General features: G+C 60.7%; 20 protein-coding genes and 2 pseudogenes. 9 read left to right on the plus strand and 13 right to left on the minus strand.

Annotated elements, in window-relative coordinates; translation table 11 throughout:
• Positions 1–67: 67 nt before the first annotated feature.
• Positions 68–1078: pseudogene (locus tag ACODTJ_RS27290) on the plus strand (multidrug effflux MFS transporter); the annotation flags it as partial.
• A 9-nt stretch (positions 1079–1087) separates the two neighbouring features.
• Here the strand turns inward: ACODTJ_RS27290 and ACODTJ_RS27295 are convergent.
• From ACODTJ_RS27295 to ACODTJ_RS27330, 8 genes are all read right to left on the minus strand, one after another.
• Positions 1088–1462, minus strand: a complete 375-nt coding sequence (locus ACODTJ_RS27295) for a RibD family protein (RefSeq protein WP_488851123.1) — start codon at positions 1460–1462, stop codon at positions 1088–1090.
• A 330-nt stretch (positions 1463–1792) separates the two neighbouring features.
• Positions 1793–2212, minus strand: coding sequence for a RidA family protein (locus tag ACODTJ_RS27300; protein ID WP_488851125.1), 420 nt, complete (start codon positions 2210–2212; stop codon positions 1793–1795).
• An 11-nt stretch (positions 2213–2223) separates the two neighbouring features.
• Positions 2224–3483 (minus strand): NAD(P)/FAD-dependent oxidoreductase, encoded by a 1260-nt coding sequence (locus ACODTJ_RS27305; RefSeq protein ID WP_488851127.1) that lies wholly within the window; start codon positions 3481–3483, stop codon positions 2224–2226.
• 3 nt (positions 3484–3486) lie between these two features.
• Positions 3487–5076 carry an FAD-dependent oxidoreductase gene (locus ACODTJ_RS27310; protein WP_488851158.1) on the minus strand — a complete coding sequence of 530 codons (1590 nt, stop codon included), beginning with the start codon at positions 5074–5076 and terminating at the stop codon, positions 3487–3489.
• Between the two features lie 28 nt (positions 5077–5104).
• Positions 5105–6766 carry an ABC transporter ATP-binding protein gene (locus ACODTJ_RS27315; protein WP_488851129.1) on the minus strand — a complete coding sequence of 554 codons (1662 nt, stop codon included), beginning with the start codon at positions 6764–6766 and terminating at the stop codon, positions 5105–5107.
• Entirely contained in the window at positions 6763–7587 is an 825-nt protein-coding gene (locus ACODTJ_RS27320) for an ABC transporter permease (RefSeq protein ID WP_488851130.1), read from the minus strand. The genes ACODTJ_RS27315 and ACODTJ_RS27320 overlap by 4 nt, the downstream gene beginning before the upstream one ends.
• A gap of 57 nt (positions 7588–7644) precedes the next feature.
• Positions 7645–8598: an ABC transporter permease gene (locus ACODTJ_RS27325; RefSeq protein WP_488851132.1), complete on the minus strand. Its 954-nt coding sequence runs from the start codon at positions 8596–8598 to the stop codon at positions 7645–7647.
• 21 nt (positions 8599–8619) lie between these two features.
• The gene (locus tag ACODTJ_RS27330) at positions 8620–10182 is read right to left on the minus strand and encodes an ABC transporter substrate-binding protein (protein WP_488851134.1); all 1563 of its coding nucleotides are present in this window, start codon (positions 10180–10182) and stop codon (positions 8620–8622) included.
• Positions 10183–10410: 228 nt separating this feature from the next.
• On the opposite strand from ACODTJ_RS27330, the gene ACODTJ_RS27335 reads away from it, so the two are divergent.
• The gene (locus ACODTJ_RS27335; RefSeq protein WP_488851160.1) at positions 10411–11061 is read left to right on the plus strand and encodes a helix-turn-helix domain-containing protein; all 651 of its coding nucleotides are present in this window, start codon (positions 10411–10413) and stop codon (positions 11059–11061) included.
• Between the two features lie 200 nt (positions 11062–11261).
• The gene (locus tag ACODTJ_RS27340; protein ID WP_488851136.1) at positions 11262–11672 is read left to right on the plus strand and encodes an antitoxin Xre/MbcA/ParS toxin-binding domain-containing protein; all 411 of its coding nucleotides are present in this window, start codon (positions 11262–11264) and stop codon (positions 11670–11672) included.
• 56 nt (positions 11673–11728) lie between these two features.
• On the opposite strand, the pseudogene ACODTJ_RS27345 reads toward ACODTJ_RS27340, so the two are convergent.
• Positions 11729–12863, minus strand: a pseudogene (locus tag ACODTJ_RS27345) (IS3 family transposase).
• Positions 12864–13089: 226 nt separating this feature from the next.
• Here ACODTJ_RS27345 and ACODTJ_RS27350 point away from each other — a divergent pair.
• From ACODTJ_RS27350 to ACODTJ_RS27365, 4 genes are all read left to right on the plus strand, one after another.
• A complete protein-coding gene (locus ACODTJ_RS27350; RefSeq protein WP_488851138.1) occupies positions 13090–13983 on the plus strand; it encodes a LysR family transcriptional regulator in 894 nt (297 codons plus the stop codon).
• A gap of 189 nt (positions 13984–14172) precedes the next feature.
• Positions 14173–14553 carry a c-type cytochrome gene (locus ACODTJ_RS27355; protein ID WP_488851140.1) on the plus strand — a complete coding sequence of 127 codons (381 nt, stop codon included), beginning with the start codon at positions 14173–14175 and terminating at the stop codon, positions 14551–14553.
• Positions 14554–14585: 32 nt separating this feature from the next.
• Positions 14586–15053 (plus strand): (2Fe-2S)-binding protein, encoded by a 468-nt coding sequence (locus ACODTJ_RS27360; RefSeq protein ID WP_488851142.1) that lies wholly within the window; start codon positions 14586–14588, stop codon positions 15051–15053.
• Positions 15054–15064: 11 nt separating this feature from the next.
• Positions 15065–17269 carry a xanthine dehydrogenase family protein molybdopterin-binding subunit gene (locus ACODTJ_RS27365; RefSeq protein ID WP_488851144.1) on the plus strand — a complete coding sequence of 735 codons (2205 nt, stop codon included), beginning with the start codon at positions 15065–15067 and terminating at the stop codon, positions 17267–17269.
• A gap of 51 nt (positions 17270–17320) precedes the next feature.
• On the opposite strand, the gene paoC is transcribed toward ACODTJ_RS27365, so the two are convergent.
• The 3 genes from paoC to paoA are packed head-to-tail and all read right to left on the minus strand — an operon-like array spanning position 17321 to position 21114.
• Positions 17321–19528, minus strand: a complete 2208-nt coding sequence (gene paoC / locus ACODTJ_RS27370; RefSeq protein WP_488851146.1) for an aldehyde oxidoreductase molybdenum-binding subunit PaoC — start codon at positions 19526–19528, stop codon at positions 17321–17323.
• Between the two features lie 3 nt (positions 19529–19531).
• The gene (locus tag ACODTJ_RS27375; RefSeq protein ID WP_488851148.1) at positions 19532–20482 is read right to left on the minus strand and encodes an FAD binding domain-containing protein; all 951 of its coding nucleotides are present in this window, start codon (positions 20480–20482) and stop codon (positions 19532–19534) included.
• The gene (paoA, locus tag ACODTJ_RS27380; RefSeq protein WP_488851150.1) at positions 20479–21114 is read right to left on the minus strand and encodes an aldehyde dehydrogenase iron-sulfur subunit PaoA; all 636 of its coding nucleotides are present in this window, start codon (positions 21112–21114) and stop codon (positions 20479–20481) included. The genes ACODTJ_RS27375 and paoA overlap by 4 nt, the downstream gene beginning before the upstream one ends.
• A gap of 378 nt (positions 21115–21492) precedes the next feature.
• On the opposite strand from paoA, the gene ACODTJ_RS27385 reads away from it, so the two are divergent.
• Positions 21493–21924 (plus strand): cupin domain-containing protein, encoded by a 432-nt coding sequence (locus ACODTJ_RS27385; RefSeq protein WP_488851152.1) that lies wholly within the window; start codon positions 21493–21495, stop codon positions 21922–21924.
• A gap of 258 nt (positions 21925–22182) precedes the next feature.
• Entirely contained in the window at positions 22183–23505 is a 1323-nt protein-coding gene (locus tag ACODTJ_RS27390) for a S10 family peptidase (RefSeq protein ID WP_488851154.1), read from the plus strand.
• Between the two features lie 59 nt (positions 23506–23564).
• Here the strand turns inward: ACODTJ_RS27390 and ACODTJ_RS27395 are convergent.
• A partial coding sequence (locus ACODTJ_RS27395) for a hypothetical protein (RefSeq protein ID WP_488851156.1) occupies positions 23565–23826 on the minus strand: 262 nt, incomplete at its 5' end.

The raw sequence follows: 23826 nt of genomic DNA on the forward strand, positions 1-23826 counted from the left end.
AACGGTGGCCGGATATTGATCGGAATGCCGGCCGGCTTCACGTCGGAATCCGCACTTTAGTGTTGGCCAGCTGATTTGGGGGCCGATCAGCGACAAATATGGCCGCAGAGTGCCAATCGCGGCCGGCATCGCGCTATTCATCCTCGGCTCTGCGGGCTGTGCGATGGCGCAAAGCGCGAGTGCCATGATCGCTTGGCGGATCGTACAAGCTGTTGGGGCTTGTGCTGGAGTGGCGCTAGGCCGTGCAATGGTTCGCGACCTCTATGAGGGGGCGCGAGCAGCTCGGATGCTCTCGATTCTGATAACCGTCATGTCCATCGCGCCGCTGCTGGGTCCACTGCTCGGCGGGCAAATCCTCGCGACGGCGGGCTGGCGGGCAATCTTCTGGCTTCTTGTCGCGGTTGGCTTTGGGACGCTGGTTCTCGTCGCAACTCTCCCGGAAACCCTTCCGGAGCGAAATCGAAATCGCGACCTGCTTGTGCGGGCTCTCGTAAGATACGGCGAATTGCTCGGTCGACAGCGATTGCTTGGATATGCGGGGGTGGGTGCCTTCTTTTATGCGGGCGCGTTTGCCTTCATCGCAGGTTCGCCCTTCGCCTACATCACCTACCACCAAGTTCCGGCTTCGCTTTACGGTGCGCTGTTTGGGCTCGCAATCCTGGGCATTATGGCGCTGAACATGCTCAATGTGCGGTTGGTGACGCGGATTGGCTCGGATCGTTTGCTGAGACTAGGCGCGGCGATCGCCGCGGCCAGTGGCTTGGTTGTCGCTATCTCTTCACGAACGGACGCTGGCGGGCTTTGGGGGCTAGTTGTCCCGCTTTTCGTCTTTATCTCGCTCAACGGCCTCATCGTGGCGAACTCGATTACGGGCGCGATGGCGGATTTTCCTCAGCGCGCTGGAGCTGTCTCCGCGCTCGTGGGTGCAATCCACTATGGCAGCGGCATGATTGGCTCGGCCTTCGTCGGCTGGTTCGCGGATGGCACTCCATGGCCTATGGGCTTGGTCATCGCGATTTCCGGCGTCGGCTGTTTTGCCTGCACCTTGCTTGTCCGGGGCGCTGATAAGCGCACGTGACGAGCAGGGCTACGCCTTCCTCACCGCGTACTGGAGATGGACGACGCCCGATTGCAGAGCCTCGCAGGACTTGAGCGACAACTGCACTTTACCTGCGAGCCCGCCCGCACCCGACACAATGAAACTTTCGCGCCCGGCGCGACCGTCCAGTGCTGGAGCAATGAGAAGGCTGAGTTCGTCGACGAGCCCGGCCGCGAAAAACGACCCGTTGATCACCGCTCCCCCTTCCAGGAGAAGACGGCGGATGGAGAAGAGTTGGCCGAGACGCTCTAGCATCCGCGCCAAATCGATAGTGGCATCGTCGGAAACGAGGTAGGAGACCCCGTTTGCGACAAGCTCCGCCAAATGGCCGTCGGATACCTCTTGTCCCAGCAGGACGATCACCGGATCGCCTCCGATATTGTGGGGAAACATAAATCTCTGACTCTCTCTGCAGAGGTTTCCTAGAAATATCAATGGGCTTGATCTTTCAGTGCTAGGCTATCTCTGACTCGCGAAACGCACTTGTGCGACTCGTAGCTTCGTGCCTCGCAAAAGCTTGACTCATCGTCTTGAGGGCCCATCTCGGTCGTGTCCAAGGCTGGGTCGCCGACAAGGCGGACCTCGACCAAAGCTGAGATCGCCCTTCGACGACCCGGGCGTTTCGATCTGGCGGCCCCCATAGGGGACCGCCGTGAAGCTTGCACGCATTGCAGTAAAACCAGATCGGGACTGCTAGACACTCGCTGTAGCGACAACTTCAATCAGGACGCCTTTACCGAGATCATTGACCCCGATTGTAGCGCGGGTCGGCAGGCTATTCTGCGGAATAAGCTCCTTCCAAGCGCGATCCATCTCGGCCTTCTGACCCATGTCGGTGATGAACACGGTGGTCGAGATTAGCCGATCCATCGAACTGCCGGATTGCTCCAGGATCGCCTTGAGCTTCGCCAAAATTTGCGAGGTTTGCCCAAACATCGGTAGCGCCCTGTCGTCGGCGATGATGCCCCCGAGCGATAGTGACCCATTCGAAGCGACGGCCCTATGCATGATTGGTGTCGGCATTAACCGAGAGACTTCCATATTTGGCTCCTTGGAATGAAGCGCCCCGTTCCGATGGTTTGGGAGGCGCGCGAAAACGACGAGAATGCGCATTTGGACGCTCGTTAGTGAGATCCAAAGCGATCTGGCGAATAGGCGGCCAAGTCAGCATTCGCAGAAGCGCTCTCGGCAACCACCCGTTCGATTAGTCGTGCAGTGCGAGCGGCACCGGTCAGCCCCAGATGTCCATGGCCGAACGCGAGAGACATGTTCGAAAATCTGCGGCTCCGGCCAATCGCAGGAAGGGAGTCCGGGAAGCAGGGTCTGTGCCCCATCCAAAACCCGTCGACGCCCTCAGTAGAGGCGCCTGGCAAGACGTGCCGGAGGTCTTCCTTGAGCAAGTCGGCGCGAAATGCGTTGGGAGGCTTGGCTGTTCCACCGAATTCAACCGTGCCGCCAACTCGCAGCCCACCCTCCATCGGCGTGATGACGACCTTCCGGTCGGCAGGGACCAGGCATCTATTCACGGAGATCCGGGGCTTCGGAAGCATTATATGGTAGCCTCGCTGACTTTCCAGCGGCAACCTGAGGCCGACGCGTCTGAGCAGCTGAGCGGACCAAGCGCCTGCGGCTATGCAGAACTCATCCCCGTGATAGGTCGACAGCGTGCCTCGCGCGCTGACAATCTTGCCATCCGAGGTGTCGAGCCGGACGATCTTATCTCGGATAATTTTTCCGCCGCCCCAAGACAGCTCCTCTGCCAACTTCTGGCAATACCGGTGCGGGTTTATGCAGTGAGCGAGCTCCGGCAGAAATATTCCCAGAGTGTAATTGGCGTCGACTGCCGGCTCTAACTCTCGAACATCGGCATGCTCGATCTTCTCGAAGCGCCCTCCTCTCCGGCGACGGAGCTCCCAGGACAAGCTGTCCTTGGCGAGCTGCTCTTCATTTCTGTAGAGATACAGGTGGCCACGGCGTTCAATCAGTTCCGGAGCGCCCAGTTCGTTGACTGTCGTTTGGTGGAGTTCAACCGCGTCCCAGTGAAGGTCATACAACGCCTTCGAAATGGCATCGACACGGTCAATCCGCGACGCGCTGAGAAATCTCAGAAACCATGGAAGAGCCTGGATCCAGTAAGTAGCTGGCAAGTGCAGCGCGCTTGTCCGATCCATCAGCATTTTGGGGACAGAGTGGGCAAGGCCCGGTAGTCCAAGTGGCACGACGCCAGTCGATGCGATGGCACCAGCATTCCCGAAACTAGCCCCCATACCAGGCGGCTCGGGATCTATCACTGAGACAGCGCATCCCGCGCGCATCAGCCTCCAAGCAATGCTGAGCCCAACAATGCCTGCGCCGATGACGACGACATTTTTCTGACTTGTCATCTGTCACTCTCCGCGCAAATGCAGATGTTGAACGTGCTTTCGAAAGCCGTCGATTTCGGCAGCAACGCGCGCTTCGTCCCATCCCAGGATATCCGAGACGGCCTCCGCAGCGGTTCTTGCGACCTGCAGTCCCATCTGCTCTGTCCAACCAGCGGGGACACGGCGGAACAGCAAATCAGTCAGTGTCGCAGCATGCTCATGAGCAGCAGCGTGGCGGATCTCGGCCACGCTAATCCGAGGCTCAGAATTGACCAGAGCGGGCGACACCCCGTCGTCTTTGAAGCGATTCGATGTGTAATCGATCGGCCGAGCCTCGCCAGATGGCTTAAGTACGCGCGCCACCGCTGCGCTTGCATCCGCTCCGGCGGACCGATGGCTCATCAGCGGCCCGCCGGTAAGAGCCATAACACCAGGCATTCCTTCAGCGCCGAGATCGTGCAGCTTTCGGATTCTCAGTCCTTTCGGGGCATTAGGCCCTGATGTCCAGGGTCGCACGCCAGCCCACGCGTACAGAACGTCCTCCCTCTTGAGGGGAATTTCCGGCAGCATGTGTCGAACTTCGTCAATGACCCAGGCAATCTCGCTCTCTGTCGGGTGGATGTCGTCCAAGTTCCCTTCGTAGGGAACTTCAGTGGGACCGACATAGTGATAGTCGTACCAGGGCAAGACGTACATGTGCTCATTGTGTCGGTTTTGCCATGTTACGCTTGCCCCTCGGCACTCGGGGGGCAACCTGAATGCTATATGGATGCCCTTAGTTCCGGTTATTTTGCGGGATACTTTTGACGGGCCTCGGCTGTTGACCTGGTCGATCCAGATCCCCGCCATGTTCATCACGATTCTCGCGTTGATATCGGTGCGGGTATTGTCGAATCTATCCTGGAGTACAACGTTCCAGAGCTGATCACCGACCTGTTTTAGGGCAACAGCTTCGGTGTAATTTCGGATCGTAGCCCCTAGCTTTTCTGCTCCCAGCGCAGCGTCAACGACTATGCGCTCGGGCCATCGAAACTGGAAATGATCGAACGTCGCGACGCTCGCGATTTTGTCCGAGTCGCGCAGCCACTTTAGGAGCGGCCGCCGCTTTGCCTCGTCCGGGGTTATCCTCTCGTAGCCGAGATCCACCCCCCCGGTTCCAAAGAGTCGGAGCAAATTCATCCCGGCGTCAAACTGCCAAGGCTTGTAGATGCTATCCTTATAGATCGGGAAGCAAAACTTCACCTTCTCCAAGAGTTCCGGGACCGTCTTGACCATCTGAGCTCGGCTCGAAAGCGCGAACCTGGCCATGCGACATCCCGAGAGAAAGCGGCGAGGCTTGAGGATGAAATCCCACGGTGAATGCCCACCCGCGAGATAGTGCATTCCGTTGCCGAGGAGGCGGCTCGATCGACTGCTCGATCCGGACGCAAAGTCTCCTTTCTCCACAAGAAGCACCTTGTACCCATCAGCTGCCAGATGCTGGGCCGTGCTAGCGCCGTTCGCTCCTCCACCAATAACGAGTACGTCGTAGCTTTGACCCTGAAGGGCGCTGAGAGGAACCCGAACAGCTTTTGCCTCTTCGCCGGCGAAGTTGGCCTCATGACTTTGAATCATGCTTTTCAATCCAAATGCAGTTTGAGGATCAGACGCCCGCGGCAATCCGCTTAGCTAAGGCTTCGTTTCGCGGCGCCGCTTCCTGCAGCCAATTCGCTCTCAATTCGGGAACCGACGAGACCAAGAGCTGCGTGTAGGGATGCTTGGGCCTATCCAGGATGACCGCCGTTTCTCCGGCTTCCACGATCTTGCCGCGGCGCATTACGATGGTTTGATCGGCGATGCCTGAGATCGCGGCTAAGTCGTGACTTACGAACAAGACAGCCAAACCAAGTTTGGCCTTGAGCTCTCGAATCAGATCCAAAACTGCCACCGACACGATAGTGTCTAAAGCCGAGGTGACTTCGTCGCAGATCAACACGTCTGGTTCCGCAGCCAGCGCACGCGCCAGATTGACTCGTTGTTTCTGGCCACCCGACAGTTGCCTCGGGTAGCGCGCTGCTATTTCGGGGGGCAGTTGCACCAATGCCAGCAACTGCTCGATCCGCTTTTCTCGCTGAGCTGCAGGCAGGCGGAAAAAATGCTCCAGCACACGTTCCAGCGTTCGGGCAATGGTGTGCTTCGGATTGAGCGCTGTGTCTGCCATTTGGAAGACCATCTGCACTCGCCGAAGCTGGTCCTTCGTCCGACCGCCTAGGGACGCGCTAAGCTCAACGTCATGCAACCGGACGCTGCCTACCGAGCGTGGCAACAGACCCGCAATTGCTTGCGCAAGGCTCGTTTTTCCGGAGCCAGATTCCCCGACCACAGCCAAGACCTCGCCGCGGGCCAAGTTGAAACTGGCGTTTTCGACAGCCAGCACGCTAGGCTTTCCCGCACGGGTTCGCCCGCCGTAGCCCGCTGAGAGGTCTTGGACTGATAGTACCGTTTTTCGATCTTGCTCTTGGCTGATGTCCAGCCGCTTCTGATCGATCTTTCGAAATGCGGCGATTAGCTCTCGTGTGTAAGCTTCTTTTGGCGAGTGCAGCAGTTCGTTGGTGGGGCCGCTTTCGACGATCCTGCCATTTCGCAGCACAACCACTCGATCCGCCATCTGCGCTACAACGGGTAGATCGTGGCTGATAAAAAGTGCGCTCGTTCCCTGAGCACTGACCGCCGACTTCATAGCCATCAGGACTTCGACCTGAGTCGTGACATCCAACGCGCTAGTTGGTTCATCGAGTACAAGTAGCGCCGGAGCGTCCAACATCCCCATAGCGAGCATAAATCGCTGCAGCTGCCCGCCAGAAACCTCGTGGGGATATCTGCTGCCAATCTGGTTTGGCTGAGGAAGGCGGACCGTCGCATAGAGGGAGATAGCGCGGTCGAGCGCTTCGCTGGCACTCCGTGTGCCATGGGCAATTGAAGGCTCAATGACCTGGCTATTCAGCTTAATCGCCGGATTGAATGAAGCCGCCGCGCTCTGCGCAACGTATGCAACGCGACGTCCCCGCAACGATTGAAGTTCGCGCGGCGGCAGGCCGAGCAGATTGCTCCCCTCAAGTTCGATATCGCCCCCCACGTAAGTCAATCCAGGCCGGAACAGCCCAAGGCAGCTTAGTCCGATCGTCGACTTCCCCGAACCCGACTCTCCGATCAACGCCACGACCTCCCCCTTGGCGACGTCCAGCGAGATATTGTCAACGATGGCGTGGCCGCCACCTTCCGATCGAATGGTGAGATTCCTGATGCTAAGAACGAGCTGCTTCATTGCTTGCGTCCGTTCTCGCCAGCCAGAGAGAGCGTATCGACGAGGTAGTTGAGGCTGATCGTCACGCTCGCGATCGCCAGAGCCGGCCAAATTGCGGCCAGTGAGCCGGATGAAAGCCCTGAGATATTGTCGTGAACTAGGGTTCCCCAGTCAGCTTTAGGGGGCTGAACGCCCAAGCCAAGGAAGCCGAGACTGCTGATGAAAAGGATCGCAAAGCTGACCCGGAGCGCGAAATCAACGGCGAGAGGCGAAAGGATGTTTGGGAGGATTTCTCGCATCATGATGTGGAGCTTCCCTTCGCCTCTGGCTGTGGCGGCCCGCACGTAGTCAAGGCCAACGACATCACGGGCTAACGCTCTTGCGATGCGGAAGACGCCTCCGGAGTAAACGGTGCCAGTCATCACAATCAGCACCGTCAGAGAGGGCCCAAGTACCGCGACGACAACCAAGCCAACGATGATTTTCGGGACGGAGAGTATGATATCAACCAGCCGGCTGCTGACCGTGTCGATCCAACCTCCGTTCACAGCTGCACACAGGGCGAGGCTTACGCCGACAAGATGCGAGAGAGCCGCGGCCGCTACGCTCATGCCGATGGTGAGTTGAGTTCCCGCGAGCAACCGAGAAGCCACATCTCGGCCCATGTGATCCGTTCCAAGTGCCGCTCCCACGGCGTCGGCGAAGGCGTCATCGGATATGAAGTCGGTGGGATCGTGGGGGAGGACGAAGCCGCCAGCGAGCGAGATCACTAACCAGAAGAGCAGAATGCTTGCGCTGATTACGATTCCGGGACGCCGCAGGCTTTGGATAAAATAATTCATAGATTTGCCTGAGATTATCTGAGATTTCCGCGCTGTCGCACAAGATTGGCGACAACTTTAGGCTCTCACTGTTTTTCTCAATCTGGGGTTTGCGCTTGCAGCCGATAGGTCCGCGATAAATATCAGCAGGATATAGACAGCTGAGAAGATCATCGCGCAGGCTTGGATGACTGGCATGTCGCGGCCGTTCACAGCGTCGATCATCAGCCTTGCCAAACCCGGGTAAGCGAAGACCGTCTCGACGACGACCACGCCGCTGACCAGATACGCGACGTTAAGCGCAATGACGTTGGCCAACGGCCCAGCCATGTTTGGGCCCACGTGGAACGCGATCTTCCTCCATGCCGACAGGCCCTTCAAATCGGCCATTTCGATGAACGGCTGCGTCAAAATGTTTGCGATTGTCGACTTCGTCATCCGGGCAATTTGCGCCGTGATGTGGAGAACGAGCGTGAGGATAGGCAGCACCAACGCAACCGCCAGCGCCTTCAGGGATAGCCCTGGAGTCACGTATGAGACTGCTGGAAGCCACTTCAGGCTCACCGCAAAAACGGCTACGGCAACCGTTGCTACAAGGAATTCTGGTACCGCCGCGAAAGCCATGACCACAGCCGACGTGATGCGCTCGAAGAGAGTGCCCGCGTAAAGAGCCATTGAGATGCCGAGAAGCACGGCGATCGGAACGGCGATTAAGGCGGTGAAGCCGGCTAGCGTGGCCGTGTTCTTCAACCGCTCCTCGAGGAGATCCGCGACGGGGCCACGCGTCGTCATCGACTTACCAAAGTCGCCGTGAGCAATGCCATTTAGCCAGCGGCCATAGCGCTCAATTGGCGTCCCCGTGATCCCTAGTTCTTTGCGAAGCTGCTCGGTGCTCTCTTTTGTGGCGTATTGGCCGAGCTGGAGATCAGCGACATCGCCGGGGAGGATTTCGGTCGCCGAGAAAATGACCGCCGAGAGGACAGCGAAGGTTGCAAGGGCTGCGAAAAGACGCAGCCCGATCAATTTAATCATGCCGTTCTTCCGACCCCTGCGCTACTCGCTCAGCCAAGCGTTGTTCGCGAAATCGTGCCCATTCAGAGGGCCGATCGGCAGCGCTGTCAGTCCGTTGACCTTGTTAGAGAGGCCATCCACGTAGCTGATGAAAGACGGGATCGTCATTGCTGCGGATTCGTAGATCAGGGTCTGGATGCGACCATACATCCCCTTCCGAGCATCGTGATCGGCTGTGGCGCTCGCCTGGTCGATCAGCTTGTCAACCTCGGGGCTTGCAAACCTTGGTCGGTTCCAGGGCGCTCCGGACCTCCAGCTGAGGTTGAGGTTCATCCCCTCGGTCGGGCGCGGGTGCATCGAGTTTGCGCTGACCGGCCGGAAGCCAGAGACGTTGTTGTAGTAGCTGTCGGATGGATTTCGCCGCACATCTAGATTTAGGCCGATGCGGCTCGCTTCCCGTTGAAGCAGTTGGGCGATGTCGATGCTGAAGGGGGAAGCCTCGCTCACATGAACTTCAACGGGGGTCGTGCCTACCCCCGATTTTGCGAAGTGGAACTTGGCCTTATCGCGATCGAGGGCTCGCTGTGGCAGCTCAGCATTGTAAAAAGGCGTGCCCGGCATGAATGGATGATCGTTGGCAATCACACCGCGCCCCTTGAGGATAGTCTCAAGAAACCGCTTGCGGTCGATCAAGTGCGCCATCGCCAGTCGGAATTCGAGATTGGCGGAGGGCTCCAAATCCATCCGGTAGACGATTCCCGTCACGCGGCGGGTGTGCGTCACCAACGTCTTTGCGACCGAGGAATTCTGGACATGATCAATCGGGGGGCCACGCAACTCGTTCACCACGTGAACGTCACCAGAAAGCAAGGCGTTTACCCGTGCCTCGGGGTCCAGAATCGTGAAGAGCTCAAATCCGTCCAGATATGGAAGATTGGGTCGCCAATAGTCGTCAAATCGCGTTCCTGACGTGCGAAGCCCTGGCTTGAATTCCTTAACGCGAAAGGGACCAGTTCCATTCGGCTGCGCGAAATCCGTTGTGCCGTCGCGGATAATTGAGAAGTGGTAGGTTCCCACGACTAGGGGAAAGTCCACGTCGGGTGTCACAAGCTCGATGATGATCGAGTTTGGTCCATCCACCTTGACGTCGGCGATGTTCGCGACGAGCTGCTTGGCCGCGGACGCCAAAGTTTTGTGCCGAAGGATTGAGAAGCGGACGTCTTCGGCAACGAGCTTAGACCCGTCGTGGAACGTAACGCCCGACCTTAGCTTGAACTGCCAGCGCTTCAGCGAGTCATCCATAGGAGCGAATGCCTCTGCAATCTCGGGCGTAGCGCGACCGTCGCCGTCGATCCATGTCAGTGTATTGTAGAAGGACCGGGCCCGCATATAATCGCCCGCTTGTACGAACTTGGCGGGATCGCAGGTGTCGTTGGTGCTTTGGGTATATGTGGCGACCCTAAGCGTCCCACCGCGTCGCGGTGCGCTCTGCGCGGCTACCGGCAATATTGGGAGGGCGGCCCCTGCAAGCAGCCCTAAGAGCACGCTTCTGCGCTGCGGGAAGCTCTGAGCGTATGCGTCGGAAATCTTGCCTTCCATTGACATTTTAGGATGCTCCCCTGATCGCGGCGTGACGGGACGCCGGCCTGATTTCAGAACTGGCCTCTATTCATCGCCCCATCAATCGCCGTGTCCGGGATTTTCAAAAGGCGTGAAATTAATTGAAGGAGACGTTCGCATACAGTGAAAAATGTGTCAAGCAGGGTTGATCGCAATTTTCAGCGCGCCTATTCGTCGTTTCAAACTGGCTATGGGAGGCCTCTTTTGGCCAAAATGTCGGCAGACAACACACTGGGATCGCTGGCCGCTGAGCTGGCCGTGGATGAGCCTGATGCTGCAAATTCGGAGGATTCGGCGCACGATCTTCGAATGGGAGCGGTTGTGCGAGCTTTTCGAGGAGCACGCGGGTGGCCCATTGCCGAACTAGCTTCACGAACGGGGTTGTCCGTAGGGATGATCAGCCAGATTGAACGCGGCCTCTCCACACCTTCACTGAGGTCGCTGCGGCTTTTGTCAGCCGCGCTCGAAGCGCCCATCGCTCATTTCTTCGATCCACCCACGACGACAGCTGCGCCCGTATCGCCCCATATCGTTAGGGTAGAGGATCGGCAAAGCCTTCAGCTGAACAAGACGGGCGTCGTCAAAATGTCTCTGGTCCCTCCAGGAGGGGAGACGGTCGAAATGTGGGAGTTCCGTATCGCCCCGAATGGATCTTCGGGCGGCGACCTGCTGAATCAGGAGGGAGAGAAAGCGGGCGTCGTATTAGCTGGTCGGATCAACCTTTGGATCGATAATACACCCACCGTTTTGAAGATTGGCGACAGCTTCCGATTTTCGAGCCTGCTCCAACACAAACTCGAAAACCCATTCAAGGATGAAGCTCGGATAATTTGGGTTGTGACACCGCCCATCCGTCGCGCCTAGTGTCGCCGCTCGAATCGCTGCGCGAAAGCGCGCCACTTCCGATATTCAGCTTGGACTAGTCGCGCTATAGCGGAGAGCTAGCTTCGTGCTGAGCAGCCGACTGCGGACAAGACTGGGCGGCAACAATGACGGCAAAGTCTCGCTCGATTGCGGCTTGAACGCCGGATGGTATAGCCTCGTGGGGACAACGGGTCGGTTCGATGCTGATTGAAATCCCTCGCGCGGCTTCCAATCCTCAACTCCCGCAGATCACGGCTGAGGAGGCTTCCGCAGCGGCTCGGGGAGTCATCGAGCTGTTTTCAAAATGGAACCTCGGCGATGCTAAAGCGCGAGAAATTCTCGGCGGTATCTCGCCAAGAACTCATGCCCGCTGGAAATCAGGACATCATCCCCGGATCACCAGGGATCTCGCGACGCGCCTATCCCTGCTGATGGGGATCCACAAGGCACTGCGCATTCTATTCAGCGACGCTCAACGCGCCTACGACTGGGTGAGCAAGCCGAATGAACATTTCAACGGCCGCTCGCCTGCCGAGATGATGGCGGAGGGTAGCATTTTCGCGCTCGCGAGGATGCGATCATATCTCGACGCAGAGCGCGGAGCGTGGTGAGCGGCGCGAGGGAGCGTCGGTTGGACGGTCCCCGGTTTCGTGGACAAAGCCGAGCCTCAAGCCGAAGCGCGTTCGAACGCCTCGGGACTGATGCCGCCGAGATGGCTGTGGCGGCGGGTTCGGTTGTAGAACGTCTCGATATAGTCGAAGATATCGGCGCGCGCCAAGGCGCGGGTCTTGTAGATGCGTTTTGGATGCGCTCCTTTTTCAGGCTGCTGAAGAAGGATTCGGCGACCGCATTGTCCCAGCAGTTGCCGCGCCTGCTCATGCTGGTTTCGAGCGAATGGGCGGCGCAGAACCGCTTGAAGTCGTCGCTACCATATTGGCTACCCTGGTCGGAATGCACCAGGACGCGTCCGTCGGGTTTGCGGCGCCGGACGGCCATGAGGAGGGCATCCAGCGCCAGTTCGCGGCTCAGCGTCGGCTTCATGGACCAGCCCACCACCTTGCGGGCGTACAGGTCCAGCACCACGGCAAGGTACAGCCAGCCCTGCCATGTCCGGATGTCGGTGATGTCGGTGACCCAGACCTTGTTGGGCGCGTCGACGGTGAAAGCTTGCTGCAAGCGATTGGGCGCGAGGAGGGATGGGCGGCCGGCAAGCGTCCGAGGCTTCCTGTAGCCGCGGACGGCCCGGATCTTGTGGCGCCGCATGAGCCGCTCGACACGATGCAGGCCGCAGGTCTCGCCCACTTCCCGCAGGTCGCCGAACACCCGGCGAGCCCCGTAAATCTCATGACTGCCCGCATGGGAGTGCCGGATGAGCTCCAGCAATCGGGCATCCTCGATGTCGCGATCCGATACCGGGGCATGAAGCCAGGCATAAAACCCGGCCCTGGCAACCCGCAGGACACGGCACATCAGCGTGACGGAATAGTCATGCCGGTGCTCATTCATGAAGCGGTACTTCACTCGGGTTACCTGGCAAAGTACCGCGCGGCTTTTTTTAGCAGATCTCGCTCCTCCTCGACCCGACGCATCTCAGCCCGCAAGCGAAGAATCTCGCTCCTGGCCTCCAGCAACTCCTTCGACTGCTGCTCGGATCGGTCGGGCGAAGCCGCCTTGACCCATTTATACAGACTATGCGCGGACACTCCCAGACGGGCTGCGACATCAGGGACGGAGTAGCCCCGCTCGACGACTTGCCTGACCGCCTCTTCCTTGAACTCCGGTGCAAATCTCTGCGAACTCATCACCAACCTCCTATGCTCAAAGGATAGGTCGGCGGTGTCTAACGGGCCGGGGGCAGTCCAAGGATAGGTCGGCGGTGTCTAAGGGACCGGGCGCAATCCACCTGGGGTCTCATGTCGTCTCCTTGTTCGGGTGCACCCGAGCACTCACAGACTTGGTACTTTACCCGGCATTCCAGAAGTGGATTACGTGATAAGAGACGCACATGCTCATATTCGGGGATCATGAATGAGGCGCGAGGATCTTCTCGACCTGAACGCGTTTCTCATGGTTGCCGAAGAGCAGAGCTTTACCAAAGCGGCGGCACGTCTCGGCACCTCGCAGTCCTCATTGAGCCACACCGTTAGGCGCCTGGAGAGCCGGTTGGGTGTTCGCCTGTTGACCAGGACAACGCGTAGCGTCGCGGCGACTGATGCTGGCCTCAAGCTGCTGGAATCCCTGCAGCCCGCCTTCGAGAGCATTGGATCAGGCCTCAGTTCGATCCGAGAGCTGAGGGATAGACCTGCGGGGCTGATCCGCATCACGGCGGCAGAGCATGCCGCTACGACCGTCCTCTGGCCGGCCCTCGAAAAGCTGTTACCCAGCTACCCCGACATACAGGTCGAAATCAGCATCGATTCTGGGATGCGCGATATAGTCAGAGATCGCTTCGACGCCGGTGTGAGGCTTGGCGAAGCTGTTGCGAACGGCATGATCGCCGCGAGGATCGGCCCCGACATCCGAATGATTGTCGTGGGCGCTCCAGCGTATTTCGAGAAGCACCCGGTCCCCCAAACCCCGCACGATCTGCCTGCCCATCAATGCATAAATTTGCGGATGCAGACCCTGGGCGGCCTCTATGCCTGGGAGCTCGAAAAGGACGGTCGAGAACTAAAAGTGCGGGTCGACGGTCAGCTGGCGTTCAACAACGTCGGCATGATTGTTCGCGCCGCGAAGGCCGGCTTCGGCCTCGGGTTCGTGATGGAAGATCGCGTCGCGGATGAAATTCGCGCGGGCACTTTGGTAAGCGTTCTGGATGACTGGTGTCCGCCGTTTTCCGGCTATCACCTCTATTATCCGAGCCGCCGGCAGCCATCTGCCGCTTTCTCGCTCTTGGTCGATGCGCTCCGCTATCGGGGTTAGCGGGCACATGCGATTTATGAACCCGGTTTATAAGTCCAATAAGGAAAGACTGGGTAATCTTGGGCACGGTTCGCATCTAGCGTGGCATCCTAAACTGGAAGGCCGCTGTCTGCCCTGAGCTGCCAGGTCTTCGCGCGCGATGGCACGTGGAGGTGTGCGGAGGGCGGCCGCATAGGAGCATATGGCTCGATGAAGATTGCCGCCTTAGCGGCCAGCTTGCTGGCTGCGCCGATGCTATTGATCGAACCGGTCTGCGCGCAGGACGCTGCAACCGGCGAGCGACTTTTCCGCCAACGTTGTGCTTCTTGCCACACGGTGCAGCCCGGCCAGAACCGGATCGGGCCGCATCTGTCCGGCATCGTCGGCCGCAAGCCCGGCAGCGTCGAAGGTGTCCGCTACTCCAAGGGCTTGAGCGCAATCGAACCCAACTGGGACGCTGCCAGCCTCGACGCCTATCTCGCCAATCCGCGCGGCGTCGCCCCCGGCACGACCATGTCCGTCAGCGTTCCGAACGCGGCCGATCGCGGCAGCATCGTCGCGTATCTCCAGGGCCTGACCGCAGCCAACTGACCGCAACCGATCAATTTCACGGAGGGGAGCAAATGCCAAAGCTCAACGTCAACGGGAAGGTCGTCGATGTCGATGTCGAGGACGACACGCCGCTACTCTGGGTCATCCGCGACCATATCGGCCTGACCGGCACGAAATATGGCTGCGGAGTCGCCCAATGCGGTGCCTGCACCGTTCACATCGACGGGGTAGCGACCCGTTCATGCGCCTTGCCGCTCAGCGCGGTAACCGAGGACCAGAAGATCGTCACGATCGAGGGACTGGGCGCGGAGCGACCGCATCCGGTTCAGCAGGTCTGGGCCGAGCTCGACGTCGCGCAGTGCGGCTTCTGCCAGGTCGGCATGATCATGGCGACTGCGTCGCTGCTCGCGCAGAATCCCAAGCCGAGCGACGATGAGATTCGGGCCGAGATCACCAACATCTGCCGCTGCGGCACCTACGGGCGCGTTCTGGCGGGCGTGAAGCTCGCCTCCGAGCGCATGGCGTTGAACAAGGGTTGAGGGAGGCGAAGATGGGTTCCGAACTGCACCCCACCGCTGCCGCCCGGGCAGAACGCCCGTCGCGCCGCGGCTTCCTCGCTGGCGCGGGCGCCGTCGCGGGCGCTTTCAGCTTTGGCTTTTCCTTTCCGATGCCGGATAAAGCTCTGGCACAGTCCGCCGCTGCACAGGATGTCAACGGCTGGGTGGTAATCCAGCCGGACGACACCGTCATCATTCGCATCGCCCGCATCGAAATGGGGCAGGGTTCCCTCACCGGCCTCGCCCAGCTCGTTGCGGAGGAGTTGGAATGCGACTGGGACAAGGTGCGCTTCGAGCTGGTGAAGCCGGGCGAGAACCGGCGGCGCCAGAACCTGTGGCGCGATCAGTCGACGGGCGGCTCGCGGGCAATCCGCGGTTCGCAGGAGTACGTGCGGATGGGCGGCGCAGCCGCACGCACCATGCTGGTCCAGGCTGCAGCCCAAGGATGGGGTGTCAGCCCAGACCAGTGCAGCGTCGCCAAGGGCGTCATCACTCACAAGGCGAGTAACAGGTCGACGACTTTCGGCGCGGTGGCTCAGCGGGCGGCTACTTTGGCGCCGCCGAATGAGGTCAAACTCAAGGATCCGAAGGACTGGACCATCGCCGGCAAGCCGGTGAAGCGGATCGATACGCTCGACAAGCTCGACGGCTCGCTCGTCTACGGTATCGATCTCAAGATGGACGGCATGCTGGTGGCCGTGCCGAAAGCGTCCCCCGTCCATGGCGGCAAGCTCAAGAGCTTCGACGCCAAGGCGGTGCAGGGCATGCGCGGCGTCAAGCATGTGCTGCGCGTCGACGAGGAGACGGTTGCGGTGGTCGCCGATACCTTCTGGCGCGCCAAGACCGCGCTGGAGGCTCTCCCGATCGAGTGGGACGAGGGTCCGAACGCTGCCGTCACCAGCGAGACGATCGCGGCCAAGCTGCGCGAGGGGCTGAGCGCGGAGACCAACTTCGTCGGCAACCGGACCGGTGACGCCAAGGCCGCGTTGGCCAAGGCGGCACGCGTGATCGAGGCCGATTACAGCTATCCCTATCAGAACCATGCGCCGATGGAGGTGCTTTCGGCGACGGTGCGCTGGACGCCGGAGCGTTGCGAGATGTGGGGCCCGACCCAAGTCCCCGCGGCGGCGCTAACGACCTTGTCGACTGCCGCGGGCGTGCCGATCGAGGGGTGCGAAATTCACCCGATGCGCATCGGCGGGAGCTTCGGCCGCCGATTGCAGACCGACTACATCAAAATGGCGACGCTGATCGCCAAGCAAATCCCGAACACGCCGGTCAAGATGATGTGGACCCGGGAGGAGGATATGGCGCAAGGCCGCTTCCACCCGGTGACGCAGTGTCGGCTGCGCGCTGCGCTCGATACCGACGGCAATGTCGAGGCGCTGCATGTCCGCATCTCCGGGCAGTCGATCGCGGCCTATGCCATCCCGAACCTTATGACGGCCAATGGCGACCCGTTGGTCTTCCAGGGGCTCATCCCTGGCGGCGCCGAGATGGCGATCGGCTACACCATCCCCAACGTGCTGGTCGATCATGCGATGCATAATCCGCATGTGCGTCCCGGCGCCTGGCGTGGCGTCAACCTCAACCAGAACGCGCTCTATCTGGAGTGCTTCATGGATGAGCTTGCCCATGCGGTCGGGGCCGATCCGCTCGCTTTCCGCCGCAAGCTCATGGCCAAGCATCCCAAGCATCTCGCGGTGCTGGAAGCTGCGGCGAAGGGGATCGGCTGGGAGACGAGCAAACCGGCGCAGGGCGTGCATCGCGGCCTCGCGCAAGTTATGGGCTTCGGCAGCTACGTCGCTGCGGCCGCCGAGGTTTCGGTGACGGGCGGCAAGCTCAAGATCCATCGCATCGTGGCCGCTACCGATTGCGGCCATGTCCTGAACCCGCAGCAGGTCGATGCCCAGATCTCGGGCTCTTTCGTCTATGGGCTCTCGGCCATGCTCTATGGCGAGTGCACCGTGAAGGACGGCCGGATCGAGCAGGAGAACTTCGACACCTACAACGTCATGCGGCTCGACGAGATGCCGAAGGTCGAAGTGATCACAGTTCCCTCGGGTGGCTTCTGGGGCGGCGTCGGCGAACCGACAATCGCGGTAGCGGCGCCGGCGGTGCTAAACGCGGTCTTCGCGGCGACCGGGAAGCGTGTCCGCAATATGCCGCTGAAGAATATCGACTTGGGTAGCACCTAACGCCTGCAGACGATGGAGCGCCTCTCAAGCGGGCGCTCCATTTTTGCTTCCTCACGCCGCGTCCGGCATCCGCGTTAGCATTTTGTCCAGCGTGATCGGGTAGTCGCGGATACGAACGCCGGTGGCGTTGTAGATCGCATTCGCGACGGCAGCGCCGACACCGCAGATGCCGAGCTCGCCGACGCCCTTGGCCTTCATCGGCGAGGACATCGGATCAGTCTCGTCGAGGAAGACGACCTCCTGATGTGGGATGTCGGCATGGACCGGCACCTCGTAGCCAGCGAGGTCGTGATTGACGAAGAAGCCGCGGCGCTTGTCGACGGCAAGCTCCTCCATCAGTGCGGCACCGGCACCCATCGTCATTGCGCCGATCACCTGGCTGCGCGCTGTCTTTGGATTCAGGATCCGGCCGGCGGCACAGACCGCCAGCATCCGCCTGATCCGGGTCTCTGCTGTCGCCGCATCGACTGCCACCTCGACAAAGTGTGCGCCGAAGGTCGACTGTTGGTGCGTCTTATCGAGGTCGCCATATTCCATCTGATCCTCGCCAGTCAGCGTTCCGTCCTCGGCGGCCTTCGCCAACGGCACGGTGCGATTGCCCGAACGCACTTCGCCGCCAGCGAAGACCGCTTCGGTGGAATTGATGCCTAGCTTCTGCGCGATCGCCTCGCGCAGCTTCACGCAGGCCGCATAGACGCCGGCCGTCGAACTGTTGCCGCCCCATTGGCCGCCCGAGCCTGCGGAAACAGGAAACCGTGAATCACCCAGCTTCACCACGACCTTGTCCAGCTCGACACCAAGCATCTCGGCCGCGGTCTGGCCGATGATCGTGTAGCTGCCGGTGCCGATATCCGTCATATCGGTCTCGACCGTGACGATGCCGTCCGCTCCAAGCCGTACTCGCGCCCCGGATTTCATGACCAAGTTGTTGCGGAACGCGGCGGCGACACCTAGCCCCACCAACCAGCGGCCATCGCGGGTTTGCCCGGGTTTCGGCGAGCGTCGATCCCACCCGAACCGCTGCGATCCGACCTTGAAGCACTCGTCAAGGCGCCGCATCGAGAACGGCCGCTGTGGCTTCTCCGGGTCGACTTGCGTGTCGTTGATCAAGCGGAATGCGATCGGGTCCATGCCGAGTTTCTCGGCCATCTCGTCCATGGCCATTTCGAGTGCCATGAGACCCGGCGCCTCACCGGGCGCGCGCATCGCGTTACCCTCAGCCAGATCCAGTGCAGCCAGACGCATCGCGGTCATTCGGTTCGGGCCGGCGTAGAGCAGTCTGGTCTGCTGGACGGCAACTTCGGGGCCGCCTCCTTCAAGATCCCCCGACCAGCTCTCATGGCCGATCGCAGTGATCTTGCCGTCCTTGGTCGCTCCGATCCGAATGCGCTGGATCGTCGCCGGCCGGTGCGTCGTATTGTTCATCATCAGCGGCCGCTGAAGCGCAATCTTGACGGGGCGCCTCGCCAATCGTGCTCCCAGCGCCGCCAGGAGCACATCGGAGCGCAGGAAGAGCTTTCCGCCGAACCCGCCGCCGATGAAGGGCGAGACGACGCGGATGTTCTCCTTGGGAATGTCGAGCGTCGCCGCCATGTCCGCGACAGCCCAGGCGACCATCTGGTTCGACGTCCACAATGTGAGCTTGTCGCCTTCCCATGCCGCAAGGGTGGCATGGGGCTCCATCATCGCGTGGCTTTCGTCCGGCGTGCTGTAGGTCTCGTCGAGCTTGACCGGGGCCTCGGCGAAGGCGCCGGGAAAATCACCGACCCGCGTATCAGCCAGGCTGGGATCATCGCCCTCGGGTTCGGTGGCGCCGCTCCGGGCTGCATCGAGATCGAACCTTCCCGCGGTCTGGGCGTACTCCACCCGGATCAGGCTCGCAGCAGCACGCGCCTGCTCGAAGGTCTCGGCAATCACGACCGCAATCGCCTGATGATAGTGCTCGATTTCAGGGCCACCGAGCAGCCGAGCGGTGTTCCTCTTCCCTTTCCCGAGCTTGCCCGCTTCCTTGGCAGTGACTACCGCAAGGACACCGGAAGCCTTTCGGGCGGGCTCTGCATCGAGAGACGAAATCCGCCCCTTCGCGATGCCCGAACCGAGGACGTAGCCATAGGCCTGGTTCGCGACGACATCATGCTGCTCGTAGGCGTAACGCGCGCCGCCCGTGACCTTCAGCGGGCCGTCGATGCGATCGCGCGGATGACCGACAACCTTCAGCTTGTCGATCGGGTTGGTGGAAGCGGGTTTGTCGAATTTCATGGCTCAAGCCCTCGCTTCGGCCAGCACCGCTGCGAGCGTGCGCTCGACTAGCGGCAGCTTGAATGCATTCTCCTTGGTGGCCTTGGCGCCATCAAGCAGCGCCGCGGCCGCGGGCTTGGCGCCACGCGGCAGCTCTGCCTCCGCCGCCTCCACCCGCCATGGCTTAGGTGCAACGCCTCCGAGCGCCACGCGGCCGGACCCGTCGCGTTGCACGATCGCTGCCACGGAGACCAACGCGAATGCATAGGAGGCCCTGTCGCGGACCTTGCGATAGATCTGGGTGCCGCCGACTGGTTTCGGCAAAGTGACCGCTGTGATCAACTCGCCCTTCTCCAACGCGGTTTCGAGATGAGGAGTGTCGCCGGGCAGCCGATGCAGATCTGCAATCGCGATGGTCCTTGTCGACCCATTCGGTTTGACCGTCTCAACCTGTGCGTCGAGCACCCGCATCGCGACCGCCATGTCGGAAGGGTGGGTAGCGATGCAGGCGTCGCTGACGCCAATCACACCAAGTTGGCGAGTAAAGCCGCCCAAGGCGGAGCACCCGCTTCCGGGCTGACGCTTATTGCAGGGTTGGGCAGGGTCATAGAAGTAGGGGCAGCGTGTCCGCTGGAGGAGGTTTCCGGCGGTCGTGGCCCGATTTCTCAACTGGCCAGAGGCTCCGGCGAGCAGCGCGCGGGACAGAACGCCATAGTCGCGACGTACCCGCTCGTCAGCAGCCAGGACGGTGTTGCGAACGAGAGCGCCGATGCGCAGCCCACCCTCCGCCGTCGGCTCGATCGTATCGAGCTTCAGCGGATTGACGTCGATGAGATGGGCCGGCGTCTCGATCTGCAGCTTCATAAGGTCGAGGAGGTTGGTGCCGCCCGCGATGAATTTCGCCTCCGGTTTGGCAGCCGCGGCCGCCGCCGCTGCCTTTGACGTTTCCGCCCGTTCGTATGTGAAGGCTCTCATGCGCGCCTCCCCGCAACCTCAAGCATGGCCTCGACAATGTTCGAATAGGCGCCACAGCGACAGATGTTGCCGCTCATGCGTTCTCGGATCTCCGCCTCCGACACCTGTGCCGGTGAGTTCAGGTCCGAGGTCACGTGGCTCGGGATCCCTGACTTGATCTCTTCGAGCATGGCGATGCCCGAGCAGATCTGGCCGGGTGTGCAATAGCCGCACTGGAACCCGTCATGCTTTACGAAAGCAGCTTGCATCGGATGAAGGCGATCGATGCTTCCGAGGCCTTCGATGGTCGTAATTTTGGCTTCTGGATGCATGACCGCAAGTGTCAGGCACGAGTTTATCCGGTGGCCATCGACGATCACTGTGCAGGCTCCGCACTGACCATGATCGCAGCCCTTCTTGGTCCCGGTCAGGTGCAAATGCTCCCGCAATGCATCGAGCAAGGTCGTCCGAGTATCGAGATGGAGCGAGTGCTTCTCGCCGTTCACATTCAGCGAGACGCCAGCTTTCACCGGCTCGCCGATCGGAACAGGCTGAGCACGGGCACCACGGTCCATCATGGGTAGTGCAGCACAGGCGCCGGCAGCAGCCATCAGGTCGCGCCTGTTCATTCTGAATTCTCCTGGAGTTGGCATATCCGCCTCCGATGGTGGCAAAACGGCCGGGTGATCTGCGTCCTGCGATCACGAGGCATTGCAGGGAGAACGGGCGAGGTAGTGACTAGTTCATTCTGATTCTAAGCTGCCCGTCGCACGAACGCGTCAGAACCGGTGAGGCTCGACCGGGGGGCAGTCCTGAATCAGCCTAAGCGACTGTCCTGGCGCCGGTTTTACAATGATAGCTGGGGCAATTAATTAGCTGGGCTCATAAGCGCATGCGGCTTTTGCGGGGTAATTCCGACTGAGACCCGTCCCCATTTTCGAGGAGAAGTGACCCGCCTGTGTGCGTCACCAGGCTGGCGAACCCCGAGAACGCTGAGCCACGTTTCTAAAAAATTGGAAGATCGGAGACGCATGTTGAGCACCATCGAATCCCGCGGATCCGATCGAGCAAAGGCATTCGTTCTCCGCGTCACCGGAAAGGCGCGCATTGACCGCAGACCGCCGACCACGCGGTTGGGTCAATCGCCCGGGACGCATGCTCGTTTCGAACCTGGCGCGCGAACCGCCTGGCATACCAACCCGCGCGGCCAGACCCTCATCGTCAAAAAGGGATGCGGTCGCATGCAGTGCTGGGGGCAGCCATTTCGAGAAATCCAGCCCGGCGATGTAGTGTCGATCGCTCCGGGGGAAAAGCATTGGCATGGCGCATCGCCGGAAAGCGGCGTGGTGTTGTTCACCGTGCAAGCTGCGTTGGACGGCGCTTCGGTGACCTGGTTGGAGGATGTGTCGGAGGCCGAGTACCTTGGCCATACCCAGGAACACGGGACAATGCGCGTCCGTTGATGACCGCTTCCGGCTTCGGGATCGTGCTGCCGGAAGCGGCGTCACTGCGGGAAAGGGTGGCTGATGCGCAGGTTGCCTCTGGCTATTTCAACTGCCTTGGCGCTGTTCATATGCGCGCCTCTTTCCAGTCAAAGCCAAAACCCGGAGCGTGGCTCGGCCACAACCGGGCTCCTCTCCCTGCTGCCGGCACCTCAAACGACTGAGCACTCGATCGAGGTCGGGGGCCGCACCCTCCGATATGGGGCACGCGCAGCTACATTGTCGCTGCTCGGGGGCAATGCCGAAACGACTGCCGAGGTCTTCTATGTCGCCTATTCGCTCCACCCGGAGGAGCCACAGAGAGAGACTTCGCAAAGGCCGCTGACGTTCGTCTTCAACGGCGGCCCAGGAGCTGCTGCGGCTTATCTTCATCTCGGGGCCATGGGGCCGCGGGTGCTGATGACGGGGACCGATGGAAGCCTGCTCCCGTCGCCTCAGAGGCTAATCGATAATCCGGACACCTGGCTCGACATGACCGATCTCGTGTTCGTCGATCCCGTAGGGACAGGTTATAGCCGCGAAGCCTCCGGCCAGCAGACGCGGAACTTCTGGGGCGTCAACCAGGACGCGGCGTCTATGGGAGCATTCGTCCGTCTATATCTAGCGCAGACAGGCCGTACGCGGTCTCCGGTCTTTTTGGCAGGCGAGAGCTACGGTGGGTTTCGGGCAGCGCTGCTTGCTCGAACGCTTCAGCAGGATATCGGGATCAGTCCGAGCGGCATCGTTCTTGTCTCACCTGCGCTTGAATTCGCCCTGCTGCGGCCCGACGAATTCGACATCCTTCATTATGCGCTAGAGCTTCCTTCGCTTGCAGCCGTGCGCCTTCGACGCGCCGGTATTGCCGGCCAAGCGTTCCAAGACAAAATCGCCGAGATCGAACATTTCGCGCTCGGCGATTATCTCGTTGCGCTCGCAGGCGGCCTGGAGGCGGGTGGGCGCGCTGTCAGCCAGCGCGTGGCAGAGATCACAGGGCTGCCTCTTGAGCTTGTGCAGCGGAATTTCGCCCGGGTCTCCACCAGCCTTTTTACGAAGGAATTCGCTCGGCCTCGAGGAAACGTCCTAAGCCCGTATGACGGCCTGGTCGAAACCGGCGACATTGCGCCGCAAAGTCCGAGGGATCGTGGTCCCGATCCGATTCTCGATCGCAGCGTCTCCGCTCTGACTTCAGCCTTCACGGGCTACGTCCGGGACGAATTGGGCTATCGGACGGACATGTCCTATCGGCTGCTAAACGGGGAGATCGCCCGAAGCTGGGACTATGGGACAAGCCCGTCCCGCCAGGGCTTTGCCGGGGTCCTGGGCGACCTGCAACGGGCGCGCAGCCTGAACCCGGCGATGGGTGTCCTGCTCGTCAACGGCTACACCGATCTCGTGACGCCCTACATGACCTCTCGGTATCTGCTGAACCAGATCAACACGCTCGCTGGAGCAAGACCCGTTCGATCCGCCGTGGTCGACGGCGGCCACATGATGTATCTGCGCCCTGATGGCCGTCAGACGTTGAAAGAACTCGCGGCGGAACTCTATCCGGCCACTAGATAGAGCGGAAAAGGCCGCCCCGGGGTTTCGGGCGGCCCTCGAATTGGTATCGTTCGCGCGGATCAGACTTGCGCGGGTGCTCTAACCAAAGGGACCATCTGATCGCCCCAGTTCCCGCTGCCATCATGAAAGCGAGATACCCGGACCAACTCAATCGACAATCCGGATTCGACCGCCCGTTGAACGGCCTCGTTGAGCCGGTGAACCGCATCGGCCAATCGCTGAATGGCCCGCTCCTCCGCTCCAAGCTCAGGTGTCTGGAGGACCTTGAATTCTGGCTGACTCATTGTGCTCTCCCTTGAAGAGCGGCCGGTGCTTGGGCAC

The organism is Allobosea sp. FG18, assembly GCF_057809495.1.

Bases quoted from the DNA above. Each gene is read 5' to 3' on its own strand.
- ACODTJ_RS27300 (WP_488851125.1), bottom strand. From the start codon at position 2,212: ATGCGCATTCTCGTCGTTTTCGCGCGCCTCCCAAACCATCGGAACGGG.
- ACODTJ_RS27305 (WP_488851127.1), bottom strand. From the start codon at position 3,483: ATGACAAGTCAGAAAAATGTCGTCGTCATCGGCGCAGGCATTGTTGGG.
- ACODTJ_RS27310 (WP_488851158.1), bottom strand. From the start codon at position 5,076: ATGATTCAAAGTCATGAGGCCAACTTCGCCGGCGAAGAGGCAAAAGCT.
- ACODTJ_RS27315 (WP_488851129.1), bottom strand. From the start codon at position 6,766: ATGAAGCAGCTCGTTCTTAGCATCAGGAATCTCACCATTCGATCGGAA.
- ACODTJ_RS27320 (WP_488851130.1), bottom strand. From the start codon at position 7,587: ATGAATTATTTTATCCAAAGCCTGCGGCGTCCCGGAATCGTAATCAGC.
- ACODTJ_RS27325 (WP_488851132.1), bottom strand. From the start codon at position 8,598: ATGATTAAATTGATCGGGCTGCGTCTTTTCGCAGCCCTTGCAACCTTC.
- ACODTJ_RS27330 (WP_488851134.1), bottom strand. From the start codon at position 10,182: ATGTCAATGGAAGGCAAGATTTCCGACGCATACGCTCAGAGCTTCCCG.
- ACODTJ_RS27335 (WP_488851160.1), top strand. From the start codon at position 10,411: ATGTCGGCAGACAACACACTGGGATCGCTGGCCGCTGAGCTGGCCGTG.
- ACODTJ_RS27340 (WP_488851136.1), top strand. From the start codon at position 11,262: ATGCTGATTGAAATCCCTCGCGCGGCTTCCAATCCTCAACTCCCGCAG.
- ACODTJ_RS27350 (WP_488851138.1), top strand. From the start codon at position 13,090: ATGAGGCGCGAGGATCTTCTCGACCTGAACGCGTTTCTCATGGTTGCC.
- ACODTJ_RS27355 (WP_488851140.1), top strand. From the start codon at position 14,173: ATGAAGATTGCCGCCTTAGCGGCCAGCTTGCTGGCTGCGCCGATGCTA.
- ACODTJ_RS27360 (WP_488851142.1), top strand. From the start codon at position 14,586: ATGCCAAAGCTCAACGTCAACGGGAAGGTCGTCGATGTCGATGTCGAG.
- ACODTJ_RS27365 (WP_488851144.1), top strand. From the start codon at position 15,065: ATGGGTTCCGAACTGCACCCCACCGCTGCCGCCCGGGCAGAACGCCCG.
- paoC (WP_488851146.1), bottom strand. From the start codon at position 19,528: ATGAAATTCGACAAACCCGCTTCCACCAACCCGATCGACAAGCTGAAG.
- ACODTJ_RS27375 (WP_488851148.1), bottom strand. From the start codon at position 20,482: ATGAGAGCCTTCACATACGAACGGGCGGAAACGTCAAAGGCAGCGGCG.
- paoA (WP_488851150.1), bottom strand. From the start codon at position 21,114: ATGCCAACTCCAGGAGAATTCAGAATGAACAGGCGCGACCTGATGGCT.
- ACODTJ_RS27385 (WP_488851152.1), top strand. From the start codon at position 21,493: ATGTTGAGCACCATCGAATCCCGCGGATCCGATCGAGCAAAGGCATTC.